This is a genomic window from Rhodanobacter sp. UC4448_H15 (genome assembly GCF_052978265.1).
Genome location: NZ_CM129665.1, coordinates 1,612,016 through 1,624,934, shown reverse-complemented (window position 1 = coordinate 1,624,934; position 12,919 = coordinate 1,612,016). Strand labels below are relative to the sequence as shown.

9 protein-coding genes are annotated in these 12,919 nt (G+C 68.8%); 2 read left to right on the top strand and 7 right to left on the bottom strand.

Going from position 1 to position 12,919, the window contains the following annotated elements; genetic code table 11:
* Nucleotides 1-131: 131 nt before the first annotated feature.
* The 7 genes from ACVCMI_RS07295 to rng all read right to left on the bottom strand — a co-directional run bounded on the left by ACVCMI_RS07295 (nucleotide 132) and on the right by rng (nucleotide 11,560).
* A complete protein-coding gene (locus ACVCMI_RS07295) occupies nucleotides 132-674 on the bottom strand; it encodes a DUF6931 family protein (protein WP_395117308.1) in 543 nt (180 codons plus the stop codon).
* 11 nt (nucleotides 675-685) lie between these two features.
* Entirely contained in the window at nucleotides 686-2,647 is a 1,962-nt protein-coding gene (locus ACVCMI_RS07290; RefSeq protein WP_447099323.1) for a type VI secretion system Vgr family protein, read from the bottom strand.
* A gap of 112 nt (nucleotides 2,648-2,759) precedes the next feature.
* The gene (locus ACVCMI_RS07285) at nucleotides 2,760-4,073 is read right to left on the bottom strand and encodes a tetratricopeptide repeat protein (RefSeq protein WP_447099478.1); all 1,314 of its coding nucleotides are present in this window, start codon (nucleotides 4,071-4,073) and stop codon (nucleotides 2,760-2,762) included.
* A gap of 144 nt (nucleotides 4,074-4,217) precedes the next feature.
* Nucleotides 4,218-4,505, bottom strand: a complete 288-nt coding sequence (locus ACVCMI_RS07280) for a PAAR domain-containing protein (protein ID WP_395117304.1) — start codon at nucleotides 4,503-4,505, stop codon at nucleotides 4,218-4,220.
* Nucleotides 4,506-4,587: 82 nt separating this feature from the next.
* A complete protein-coding gene (gene tldD / locus ACVCMI_RS07275; RefSeq protein WP_447110624.1) occupies nucleotides 4,588-6,027 on the bottom strand; it encodes a metalloprotease TldD in 1,440 nt (479 codons plus the stop codon).
* Nucleotides 6,028-6,094: 67 nt separating this feature from the next.
* Complete coding sequence (locus ACVCMI_RS07270) at nucleotides 6,095-10,039, bottom strand: YhdP family protein (protein ID WP_447099325.1); 3,945 nt, start codon at nucleotides 10,037-10,039, stop codon at nucleotides 6,095-6,097.
* Between the two features lie 21 nt (nucleotides 10,040-10,060).
* Nucleotides 10,061-11,560 (bottom strand): ribonuclease G, encoded by a 1,500-nt coding sequence (gene rng / locus ACVCMI_RS07265; protein ID WP_447099326.1) that lies wholly within the window; start codon nucleotides 11,558-11,560, stop codon nucleotides 10,061-10,063.
* A 163-nt stretch (nucleotides 11,561-11,723) separates the two neighbouring features.
* On the opposite strand from rng, the gene ACVCMI_RS07260 reads away from it, so the two are divergent.
* Entirely contained in the window at nucleotides 11,724-12,416 is a 693-nt protein-coding gene (locus tag ACVCMI_RS07260; RefSeq protein ID WP_447099327.1) for a Dph6-related ATP pyrophosphatase, read from the top strand.
* Complete coding sequence (locus ACVCMI_RS07255) at nucleotides 12,394-12,915, top strand: mismatch-specific DNA-glycosylase (protein WP_447099328.1); 522 nt, start codon at nucleotides 12,394-12,396, stop codon at nucleotides 12,913-12,915. Before ACVCMI_RS07260 ends, ACVCMI_RS07255 begins: the two co-directional genes overlap by 23 nt.
* The last annotated feature ends 4 nt before the right edge of the window (nucleotides 12,916-12,919 follow it).

Genomic DNA, 12,919 nt, shown 5'->3' with positions numbered 1-12,919 from the left:
GATCGGTCGCCGCCACGCGCGAAGCGCGTGATCGGAACTGCCGGCATGGCCTGACTGACGCGCGGAAACCGTCCGCGCCATCGTATCGTCCCGAGGTGCAGCGGGCAAGCCGCGAACGCGCGCGACCGGCCTCAGGCTCCCGCCGCGCCGTCGCCGTTGAGCAGGCTCAAGGCCGGCTTGATGAAGGCGGCGCGACGCGCGGCGAAGGTATCGACATCCAGCGCCGCCAGCATGTTGATCGCGGCCACCACCGCGCATGCCGTGAGATGGTCGGCCGGCGGCACCGGCGCCTCCTGCGTGGCGGGCGCGAGACTGCCGCCGGACCAGCCCGCGGCAGCGGCGACCCAGGCGCCGGCGGACTTGTAACCGCCTGCGGTGGCGAACTCGAACGCCGCGCGGCGATTGCTCTCGTTCGGCTCGCGCACCCACTTCTCGGCCAGCGAGGCGCCGGCGCGGTCTTCCGCATCGAGCGTCTGGTCGCGTGCGCACTGGCACAGCCATGCCACGGCGTAGCGCTTGGGCAGCATCCGCGCCAGCAGTTTCAGCGCATCCTGCACCTGGCCGGCCTCGACCAGCGCCTGCACCGCCGCGTGCGCGGTCATCTCCGGCCGCAGCAGCGCACTGGCCGGCTCGGACAACTCCATCTGGATCGATGCCTGCATCACGGATGACATCTGTGCGCCCTCTAGCCGATCATGATGATGCCGCCGGACAACTGCGCCATGGCGTCGCCCTTGAGCGACAGCATGGTGCCCTTGACCGTGGTCGCACCGCTGCTGGAAAACTCCGCCGAGGCACCGGCCTTGGCCGCCACCGTGGCGTCGCCGTCGATCTTGACGCTCACGCCCTTGATGCTGACGTTCACGCCCTTGATGTCGATGGCGCCGGATGACTTCATCACGATGCTCGCCGCACCGGTCACCAGCTCGATCTCGGTGCCCGCGCTGAGCTTGAACTTCTGCCCGATGGTGGTCGTGCCGTTGCCGGTGACGTCAAGCTTGTCGTCCTTGCCCACGGTGGTCGTGCGCTTGCCCGTGACGTCCTCGGTCTGGTCGTTCTTGACGGTCATCTTCTCGTCGTGGTCCACCGTCACGACACGGTCGTTCTCCACTTCCACATGCATGTCCTTCTGCGCATGCATGAAGAAGTCTTCGCTGCCCTTCTTGTCCTCGAAGCGAAGCTCGTTGAAATCCTCCGCGCCGCCGCCCTTGTGGCTGCGGCTCTTGATGCCGCTCTGGGTCATGTTGTCGGGCAGCGTGTACGGCGGCATGTTGTCGGCGTTGTAGACGCTGCCGATGACCAGCGGCCGGTCCGGATCGCCTTCGAGGAAGCTCACCACCACTTCCTGGCCGACGCGCGGAATGCTCACCGCGCCCCAGTTCTTGCCGGCCCACGAGGAGGCCACGCGCACCGGACAGGAGATGTGGAAGTTTTCCTTGTCCGGCTTGTTCCAGTGGAACGTGACCTGGATGCGGCCGTACTTGTCCACCGAGATGTCTTCGGCGGTGTCGCTGCCGGAGACCACCGCGGTCTGCAGGCCGACGATGCCGGGCTTGACCGCGGTCGGCATGCTGCGAAACGGCTGGCGACTCTGGATCGCCGAGAAATGGCAGAAGAACTGGTTGCTGCCCTGCACGCCGGAGACCTCGGCGGCATTCTCGATGTGCACGGTGGAGCCGACCACGAGGTATTCCTGGTTCAACTCCGCGCGCGGGAACTTGGTCAGCTTGAACAGCGCGCCGGTCAGCACGCCGCAGACGTTGGTCGCGCCGGTGCAAAGCGACTGCGCGACGTTGATCGCCTCCAGCCGAACCTGCGCGTAATGCTTGCCGGCGGCGGCGGTCAGGTGGTCGCCGGGGTAGTCGAACGAATCGAGCTTGGGCACCCGATGGTTGCCGTCGGCGTTGCTGATCGACTCGAACCCCAGCAGCGACTTCTTCGGGTCCAGCGGGTCGTAGTCGGTCAGCGAATACTTGATCGTCTGCACCGAACGCGCGGTGCTGAACTCGGTGATCGCCGGCTCGCTTGACGCCTTGCTGGTGCCGGTCTGCGGCCGATACGGCAATTCGTCGAAGCCGCCGGTGGCTCCGTGCGCACCGAGCGAATCGGCCAGCACCATCGTGTGCACGCCATCACGGTGCTGGAAGAAATAGTAGATGCCCTCCTGCTCCATCAGTCGGCTGATGAAGTTGAAGTAGCTCTCGCGGTACTGCACGCAGTAATCGCGCTCCGGGTAGTCGCCACTCAGGCTCAGCTTGACGTCGCTGTAGCCGATTTCGGCGAGCACGTCCTTGACGATCGTCGGCACGGACTTCTTGAGATAGATGCGGCAATCGATCTTGTGCAGCAGCAACCAGGGCTTCGGCACCAGGGTCAACGCGTACTCCGCCTGGCGCTTGCCGGAAAAGCTCTCGAACCCCGTCTGCGAAATCTCCGCCACGATGCCATTGAAATGCCGGGTGTAGTCGCCGGTGTCGAACGTGACCGTCATCGAGCTGCCCAGCAACGGCAGCAGCGCAACTTCGCCATCCTTGCTGAGTACTTTGAGGTTGTACGAAAACAGCTGCCCCAGTTGTTCGCTGCCGGAAAAGCTGGCTGGTTGCAGCTTGTCACCGAGATCTGACTTCAGTGTCATTTGATGCGGCATGTCCGTCCTCCCCCAACGGTCCCGACGGCATGGGCCGGCAAACCAGTCCGGGTATCATACGTCTGGCCTGTTTGGGGAGTCCATTGGCGCCCTGCGGCGCTTGCGCGCCCCTTCAATTGCCGTTCGCGGCGGGCTTTTGCGCAAGCACCACCCAGCCGGCCACCGGCCTGCCCAACTCCTTGCGCAGCGAATCCGCGCTGATCGACGGATCGGGAAATCCGGCGGCGGACAGCACACGTTCGACGCACCCGCGCGTGTGCCGATAACGTCCGCTGGCGGACAGCTCCAGACGATCGCCTTCGCCGTCCAGCACTTCGAGCGTGAAGGCCAGCCAGCCGCCCGGGCGCAACGCGTGGTGGGCGGCCGACAGCACCGGCACCAGGTCACCGAAATAGATCAGGGTGTCGGCGGACAGCACGACATCCCAGACGGGCGGGCTCGCGCGCAGCCACCCGGCCAGTTCCGCCTCCACCAGCTCGTCGTAACCACCGCGCTGGCGCGCCTTTTCCAGCATGCCGCCGGACAGGTCCACGCCCACCAGGCGCTGCGCATGCGGTCCGATCAGCGGCCCGCACAGACCGGTGCCGCAACCGGCATCGAGCACGTCCAGCATGGCCTGCGGCGCACCGAGACGATCCGCCAGCGCGCCCACGAGCACCTGCGGCGCGCGATAGTTGAGGTTCTTCAGCAGCATCTCGTCGAAGCTTGCGGCGAAGCCGTCGAACACCTGGCGGACATAAGCGTCCTCCGCGCGTGCAGGCGCCGCCTCGCCGCCGCACGCGGCCAGCATGTGCCGCGGCACCGGGTTGTCGGGCTCGCGCGCCATCCAGTCGCGGTAGACCTCGATCGCCTCGCCGCTGCGGCCGAGCATGTACAGCGACACGCCGAGCGCATCACGCGCGCGCAGGTTCTGCGGATCAAGCTGCGATGCACGCGTGAAGCAGCGCACCGCTTCCTCCACGTCTTCGATCTGGTTGATGTGCCGACGGCGGAACATGCCCATCAGGTAGTGCGCGTGGCCCAGTTGCGGCTCCTGCGCCAGGAAGCGGGCGTAGATCTCGCCAGCGTCGTCCACGCGGCCCTGCGCCTCAAGCACCAGGGCCAGATTGCTCAGCGCGTCGTGGTGCCGCGGCTGGTGGCCGAGCGCGCGCCGGTAGCAGGCCTCGGCCTCGGCCAGCTGGCCGCACTCCTTGTGGATGTTGCCCAGGTTGTTGTGCGCATCGGCATGCTGCGGGGTCGCGCGCAGCGCCATGCGGATCAGCCGGATGCCTTCCTCGCTGCGGTTGCGCTGGTGGCACAGCACGCCGAGGAAATGCAGGGCATCGGGTTGCCCGGATTGTCGCTGCAGGACCTTGCCGTAGAGCGCCTCCGCCGCGTCGAGCTGGCCGTCGCGATGCGCGGCGATCGCGTCGCCCAGGGTGGCCAGCACACCGGCAGCCAGCGCACTGCCGTGCGGCCGGCGTCGGCTTCGATCCGACGAAACACGCTTCAAGTCGCCCCCTTGCCACGCGCAGTCGCGTCCGGCACAAGCCCCGTCCGCCGCGGACGGGATACCGGAACCGAACGACGTCTAGTTGATGATGACGGTGAAGCAGCCGAGCACGATGGTGCCGCCGTGTGCGGTGCTGTCGCCCATGCGCGCCGCAGGCAGGCCTCCGATCAACACCTTGGGTGCGCCCATGACGATGGTGTCCGGCGGGCCCACGCAGGTGACCATGTCGCTCACCCGTGCGGCCGGCAAGCCGCCGATCAACACGGTGGGCGCGCCCGGCGCGACGATAGGGCCGCCGACGTGCGGCACCACGCCGGTCACCATCGGGCACACGTGCATGTCGGTGAGGCGTGCGGCGGGAGGCATGGCGAACTCCGTGGCTCGATGGCGTGACCCGGCGATGGTACGCCAGTTCGGCGCACGGAGTCAGCCGCGTCGCATGCCCGGATTACGAGGCCGTGCCGCCCACCGTCATCGAATCGATCTTCAGTGTCGGCTGGCCCACGCCCACCGGCACGCTCTGGCCGTCCTTGCCGCACACACCCACACCCTCGTCCAGCGCCAGGTTGTTGCCGATCATCGAGACGCGGTTGAGCACGTCGGGGCCGGAGCCGATCAGCGTGGCGCCCTTCACCGGGCGGGTGATTTTCCCGTCCTCGATCAGGTAGGCCTCGGAGGCGGAGAAGGTGAACTTGCCGTTGGTGATGTCGACCTGGCCGCCGCCGAAGTTCGGCGCGTACAGGCCCTTCTTCACCGAGCGGATGATTTCGGCCGGATCGTGCGATCCGGCCCGCATGTAGGTATTGGTCATGCGCGGCATCGGCAGCGCGGTGAACGATTCGCGGCGGCCGTTGCCGGTCGGCGCCATGCCCATCAGGCGCGCGTTGAGCTTGTCCTGCATGTAGCCTTTCAGAATGCCATCCTCGATCAGGGTGGTGCATTCGGTCGGCGTGCCTTCGTCGTCGATGCTGAGCGAGCCGCGGCGGCCGGCCAGGGTGCCGTCGTCGACGATGGTGACGCCTTTCGCGGCCACGCGCTGGCCGATGCGACCGGAGAACGCGGAGCTGCCCTTGCGGTTGAAGTCGCCTTCCAGGCCGTGGCCGATTGCCTCGTGCAGCAGCACGCCGGGCCAGCCGGGGCCGAGCACCACGGTCATCTGGCCGGCGGGCGCGTCGGTTGAATCGAGGTTCACCAGCGCCTGGCGCACGGCCTCGTCGGCGAAACGCAGCGCACGTCCGTTCTCGAGCAATTCGCGATAACCGTAACGGCCGCCACCGCCGGAATAGCCCTGCTCGCGGCGACCGCTGGCTTCGGCGATCACCTGCACGTTGATGCGCACCAGCGGGCGCACGTCGGCGGCCAGGGTGCCGTCGGAGGCAGCGATCAGGATGGTGTCCATGGTCGCGGCGAGGCTGACGATGACCTGCTTGATGCGCGGGTCGCGCGAGCGCGCGTAGGCGTCGACCTCGCGCAGCAGCGCGATCTTGTCGGGATTGGGCAGGCTCTCCACCGGATCGATCGCCGGATACAGCGCGCGCGCGTCGTGCAGTGCCAGCGGCTTGCCGGCGCCGTTGCCGCCGTGCGCGATCGCGCGGGCTGCCCTGGACGCCTCCAGCAGTTGCGGCAGCACGATCTCGTCGGAATAGGCGAAGCCGGTCTTCTCGCCCGAGATCGCGCGCACGCCCACGCCCTGCTCGATCGAGTGGCTGCCGTCCTTGACGATGCCCTCCTCCAGCGTCCACGACTCGCTGCGCGAATGCTGGAAGTACAAGTCGGCGGCGTCGATCGACGGACCCATCAGCTGGCCGAACACGCGGTCGAGGTCGCCGGTGGCGATGCCGCCGGGGGACAGCAGCTTGCTTTCGGCGAGATTGATCAGTGAATCCATGGGTCAGCGTGCCTGTGGTCGATCCGGAACTACCCCACATGGGGCTGGCGGGGGCGGCTTTAAAGCTTCACGGCCCCGACGAACCGGCGCTGGCCGGAGCAGGCACGGACCCGGTCGGCGCGATGCCGCCGGACGAAGCCGGCGCGGGTTCGAGCAACAGGCTCGGCGGCACCACCACGTCGTGCTTCTCGACCAGGGTCATCTTCGGGTCGTCCCAGCTCCCGGTGATCCGGTAGCGCGCGCTGGCCGCCTTGTTCAGCCCCTTGCCGAGCAGGCCTTGCACCGCGAAACCGGCCGCCGCGCCGAGCGGGCCGCCGACCACCGCGCCGACCACCGGCAGGCTGTTGCCGACGTGCGGCACCACCACCATCTGCTGGTCGTAATCGCGGGCGCGCAGGCCGGTGCGACCGGTGACGCTGATGTTGGCCGCCGGCCCCTTGATGATCAGGTTGTCGGTAGTGGCGTTGCCGTCGGCCAGGCGGAAATCGCCGCTGATCGTGTCGAAGCCCAGCCCCTTGCCGAACACGTCGCCGAAATCCAGCGTGAGCCGGCGCGGCAGGTCGGCCAGCGAGACCAGGCCGAGCAGGCGCCCCACGCCGGGCGAGCTTGCCTCGGGAATACGGCCATCGTTGACCTGCACCTTGAGCGTGCCGTCCATCGTGGCCAGCGACAGCGCGGTGGGGCTGCCGGGCCAGCTGGCATCGAGTTCGTCGCGGGTCCGGCCGCCATCGACCAGGCCGTCGTAGCCGAATGCAGAGAGCATCGCGCCGAGATCTTCGGCGGAGAAGCTGATCCGCATGTGGGTGCGGCTGTCGGTGGCGGTGCCGTCCCAATCACCGCTGGCGGTGACCTGCACGCGCTCGGACAGCGCGCGCAGCTGTTCGATGTGCATGCCCTTGGGCGTGGGCCACGTCTCCAGCCGCGCTTCGCCCAGTCTGGCATCGCCCAGGCGCAGGTCGCGCACCCACAGATGCAGTGGCGGCAGCGCCGCGGGATTGATGCCGGTGTTCGCCGGGTCATCGACGATTGCCGCCGGTGCCGGCCCGGGGGCGGCCGCGGTCGCCGCGACGGCAGGCGCACTCGCCGCCGTGGCCGACGCGGCGGGCTGCCGTGGCCAGTGCAGATGTTCCATGCGCGCAGTGACGCCACGCTTGTCCAGTTCGTCGGTGGGCACCTTGATGTTGCCGGCCATGGCGGGGCCATCCACGTCCACGCTGAGCAAGCCGGGCTGGGGCGCGGCACGCACGGTCAGCGCACCGAGGGGGCGCTCGAAACCGATCGCCTGGTCGGTGCTGACGTCGATGCTTTCCAGCGCCGGGCCGTCGCCGCCCGCACCCGCCACCGCACGCTGGACCCAGCCGGCGACATCCAGCCGGGCCGCATGGCCGCGGATGCGCAAGCCTTTCGAGGGAAGCGCCGGCGGCATCTGCCTGCCGAATGCCAAGGTGCCGGCCAGCGGTCGTCCGGCGGCGTCATCGGCCAGCCGCAGGTGGCCGCGCAGCACCTGGCCCAGCTCCAGTTGCACGTCGCTTCCGGCGGTCGGCAGGCTCATCTGCAGATGCAGCGGAAGGTTGCCCGCGGCGGGCTTGTCCAGCGGCGCGGGTAGCGCCAGCGCGATGCCGCTGAGCGGCGAATCGATGCTGAGCGTCTGCGCGAGTTCCTCGCTGCCCGGCGGATGGGCGAGCGTGAAGCCGATGCTGAACGGGCCACGCCCGTGCGCCAGGTCCGCCAGCCATGCCAGCGAGGGATAACCCTGCACCAGCTCGGCGACCTGGTAATTGCCCTGGAGGGTCGCCGAGAACACCGTGTCCGGCGCGGCGTTGGCGCCGGCAATCGCCAGCTGCAACTGCGCGGGTTGGCCATGGAACACGGTATCCAGCGGCCCGCCCTGCAGGCCGTGCAGGTCGAAGCGCAGCGGACCGGCAATGCCGGCCAATGCCAGTTGCCAGTCCGGTGCCGCGAGGTCGGCATCATGCAACTGCGCGGTGCCGTCGAGCTGCGCATCGGCAATGTGCGTCAACGGCAGGCTGAGATGGAACTCGAACGTGCCGCGGCCACCAAGCGTGAGCTTGGCCAGCGTATCGGACGCGCGGCGGGCGACCGGGCTCCTGCGGGAGAAGTTCAGCAGGCTCGCACCGCTGCCGCCACCGCGCACGTTGAGGTCAAGCAGGGGCTGGCCGAAGTCCGGGATCAGCGCCACCGCGCTGTCCACTTTCACGCCCAGCGAATGGCCGGCGCCGGCTTGCACCAGCATGCCGCCGTTGACGAAGCTGGCCACCGCATCGACGCCTTCGGCCTGCGGCCACTCGTCGCCGTAGTCGAGGGTCAGGCCGTGGATCTCGGCCCGCGCTTCGAAGCGACCCTCGTTGTGGTGGAAGGGCCAGTCCGCCAGATCGCCGCGCACCAGCACCTGCGCCTGCTCGACGGTGCCGGCCACCAGCGCGCGGTCCAGCCATGCCACGGTCGCCGGCGGCATCACGTTGACCGGCCAGAACAGTTTCGCCGCGGGAACCTCGGCGTGGTCGATCGACGCGTACAGACCCAGCCACGGCGCGCCGCCGCCGGCAGGCAGCACCGCCTCGCCGCGCGCGCTGCCGGCATAGCCGGCGCCGACGAATTCCAGACTGTCGGCACCGATGTGCCAGTCGCCATCCTGCGGCCAGAACGCCAGCGTGCCGGACAGGTTCGACAACGCGAACGGGTGGCGGAACACCTGCGCAAACGTCACCGTGGTGGCTTGCGCCGGCAGCTCCAGCGAGAAGGCTTCGGCGTCCCCACGCAGCGTGCCGCGCAGGTTGCTCAAGCCTGGCGACTTGTCCACCGGATCGATGCCGAGCCGATCGAACGCCACTGCCAGGCGCTGCAATCCGCCGGCCCGCGTCCAGTGCAGCGCGAGCCGCTCGAGTTCGCCACGCGGATGCCCGCGACCGAGCCAGCGCGCCAGGCCCGGGGGCAGATCCGGCTTCAACGCCAGCCATGGCAGCAGCGGTGCCAACTGCAGCTTGTGCGCGGCGGCCTCCACGCGCAATTGCGGCGTGCCCGGCTGATCCAGTTCCACCACCGCGGCACTGCCGTCGTCGCCGGCCCAGCGCAGCGCGTAACCGGCACCCTCGGCATGGATGCCGGCCAAGCCATGCAGCGTCGCCACCTCGGCCACGCCGCCGGCGGGTCCGCGCACCGACAGCGTGTCAAGGTCGACACGCACCACGCTGTCGCCCAGTTGACCCTGGCGCCAGTCGAGCCATGCGCTGAGGCGGCCGGTGCCGTGTTCGATCCCGTAACCTTTCAGGTCGAGGCCGTCGAGCAAGGGTTTCAGATGGGCCGCATCGGCGCTGACCCACAGCTTGCCGGAGCGTTCGTCCTGGCGCAGGTCGCCTACCGCGCGCACGCTGGCCTCGGCCACGCCCTCGCGCCGCAGGCTGCCGCCGAAGCGGATGCGGTCACCCTGCAAGCTGATCCGCAACTGCCGCGACAGCAAGGCGTAGTGCTCGCCCAGCGTGGCATCGGTCACTACCACGCGCAGGTCATCCAGCCACAGATCCAGCGACAGGTGGCGCAGGGAGAGCGCCGGCTGGTCCGCGCCGGCGGCGGTGCCAAGCCCGCTGACGCGCCAGCCGCTGGCGTCGTGCAGCAGATCCAGTTGCAAGCCGCGCAGGTACACGTTGAACAGATGCCGTGACGGCAGCAGCCAACCACCCAGGTCCAGTTTCAGGCGAGACTCCGGCAACTGCAGTGCCGCGCCATTCGTCCCGGCGGCCGGGCCGATGCGCACGTCATGCAGCACGAATTCCGGACCGCCCGCCGTCCATCGCCCCGCCATCGAGGCGATACCCACCGGCCGCTGCAGGCGCTGGCTCAGTTGCGCGGCCACCCATTCGGGATGGCGCGCCAGCAGCGGCAACAGCAACTGCGCCAGCGCCGTCAGCACGGCGAACAGGATCACCAGCACGCCCGCGACCCAACCCAGGCCGCGCGCGCCACCGTGCAATCGACGACGCCACACCTTGTTCATGCGCCGTGGGCCGGCGTCGACTTACAGCAAGACCACATCGAACTGTTCCTGCGAGTAATGCTCTTCCGCCTGGAAGCGTATGCTTTTGGAGATGAACTCCTCCAGCTCGGCGACCGCCGCGGACTCCTCCTCCAGGATGCGGTTCACCACGGAGGGGCTGGCCATCACCAGCAGTTTCTCCGCGTTGAACTGGCGCACGGCACGGGTGATCTCGCGGAAGATCTCGTAGGTCACCGTCTCGGCGGTCTTCAGCGCGCCGCGGCCGTTGCAGGCCGGGCAAGGCTCGCACAGCTGGCGGGCCAGGCTCTCGGTGGTGCGCTTGCGGGTCATCTCGACCAGGCCCAGCGCCGACATCGGGTACACCGTGGTCTTGGCATGGTCGCGCGCCAGCCCCTTGCCGAGCATGCGCAGCACCTGGCGCTTGTGCTCCTCATCGGTCATGTCGATGAAGTCGATGATGATGATGCCGCCCAGGTTGCGCAGGCGCAGCTGGCGCGCCGCCGCCTGCGCGGCTTCCAGATTGGTGCGGTAGACGGTTTCCTCGAGGTTGCGCGTGCCGAGATAGGCGCCGGTGTTGACGTCGATGGTGGTCATCGCCTCGGTCTGGTCGACGATCAGGTAGCCGCCGGATTTCAGCGGCACGTCCTTCTTCAGCGCTCGCTGCATTTCGTCCTCGACGCCGTACAGGTCGAAGATCGGTCGCTCGCCATCGTAGTGCTCGACGCGATCGTCCAGCTGCGGCATGAACTTGTGCACGAACCGGGCCACCCGCTCGAAGGTCTCGCGCGAATCGACGCGCACCTTCTCGATGTCCTCGTTGAGCATGTCGCGCAGGCTGCGCAGCGGCAGCGACAACTCCTCGTAGACCCGCTCGCCCACGCGCGCCTTGGCGATGTTCTCCTGCACCACGCGCCACACCTTGCCCAGGTAGGTCACGTCGAATGCCAGCGACTCCGCGCCCTGGCCCTCGGCATTGGTGCGCACGATGTAGCCGAGGCGGTTGCCATCGGTTGCATCGGCACCGATCAGCGTGCCGAGTACCTCGCGCAGGCGCTGGCGCTCGACTTCATCCTCGATGCGGGCCGAGATGCCCAGCGTGCGCGAATGCGGCAGCAGCACCAGGTAGCGCGAGGGAATCGACAGGTGCGCCGACAGCCGCGCGCCCTTGGTGCTGATCGGGTCCTTCACCACCTGCACCACGATCTCCTGGCCCTCGTGCACCAGTTCGCTGATCGAGGGCAGGTGGCCGTTGCCGTTGCTGCCGGCATCGTCATCCTCGACCGCCGACAGCGCCGGGCGCACGATGTCCGAGGCATGCAGGAACGCGGCGCGCTCCAGCCCGATCTCGACAAACGCCGCCTGCATGCCCGGCATCACGCGCTGCACGCGGCCCTTGTAGATGTTGCCGACGTAGCCGCGCCGCGAGGCCCGTTCGACGTGCACCTCCTGCAACATGCCGTTCTCGACCACGCCGACCCGGGTTTCACGCGGTGTCACGTTGATCAGGATTTCTTCACTCACCGCACACCCCCAGGATACAAGCCATCTTTATAGCCGTTGGCCATGCAGGCTGTCGATGAACGGCGCGCGGAAATCGACCCGGCCGCACCGATACTGCAAAATGGGTCCGTTTTCGTCTCGCTTCCGGCGCGAGACGTTCCCGCCCCTCTGGAGCCAGTCGCGCATGACCACCCCGATTCTGCTGGCCTGGAGCGGCGGCAAGGATTGCCTGCTGGCGCTGCAGCGGCTGCAGGCCGATCCGGCCTGGCAGGTGGTCGGCCTGCTGACCACGCTCAACCGCAACTATCAGCGCGTGGCGATGCACGGCGTCCATCGCGAAGTGCTGCTGGCGCAGACCGCCGCGCTCGGCCTGCCGCTGGTCGAAGTCCTGCTGGACTGGCCCGGCAGCAACGAAGCCTACGAGGAAGCCCACGCCCGCGCGCTGGTCGAGGCCCGCATGCGCTGGCCCGGCATCCGCCACTGCGCGTTCGGCGACCTGTTCCTGGAGGACGTGCGCGACTACCGCGTGCGCCAGCTCGGCCGCGAGAACTGGCGCGCGGTGTTCCCGCTGTGGGGCGAGGACACGGCGGCGTTGTCGCGCCGCTTCGTGGGCGAGGGCCACCGCGCCGTGCTGTGCTGCGTGGACACCGGGCAACTGGACGCCGGCTTCTGCGGCCGCGACTACGATGCGGGCCTGCTCGACGCCCTGCCGGCCGGCGTGGATCCCTGCGGCGAACACGGCGAGTTCCACACGCTGAGCTACGCCGGACCGCTGTTCCGCCACCCGCTGCGGCTGCGCCGGGGCGAGTCGGTGCTGCGCGACGGGCGCTTCCAGTACACCGATTTCCTGCTCGATGAGCATGCCGGCCCGGCCTGACACCATCCTGCCCGACCTGCTGGCACCCGGATTGCGCCTGGTGTTCTGCGGCACCGCCGCCAGTGCGCGCTCGGCTGCCGAAGGAGCCTACTACGCGCATCCCGGCAACCTGTTCTGGCGCGCATTGTTCGACGCCGGGCTCACCCCGCGCCTGTTTGCGCCGGCCGAGTTCAGGCACCTGCTGCCGCTCGGCATCGGCCTCACCGACCTGGCCAAACACCACAGCGGCAACGACGCCGCACTGCCCCGCGACGCCTTCGACGCCGCCGCGCTGCGCCGCAAGATCCGGCGCTGTCGACCGCGCCTGCTCGCCTTCACCAGCAAGAACGCCGCCCGCGCGGTGCTGGGTGGCGCGCTCGACTACGGCATGCAGGAGGAAACCTTCGGCGCCACGCGCTTGTTCGTGCTGCCTTCGCCCTCCGGCCAGGCTCGCGGACACTGGAACCTGCAGCCGTGGCTGGCACTGGGTGCGTTGTACCGGGGCGATGGCGCGCGCTGACGCG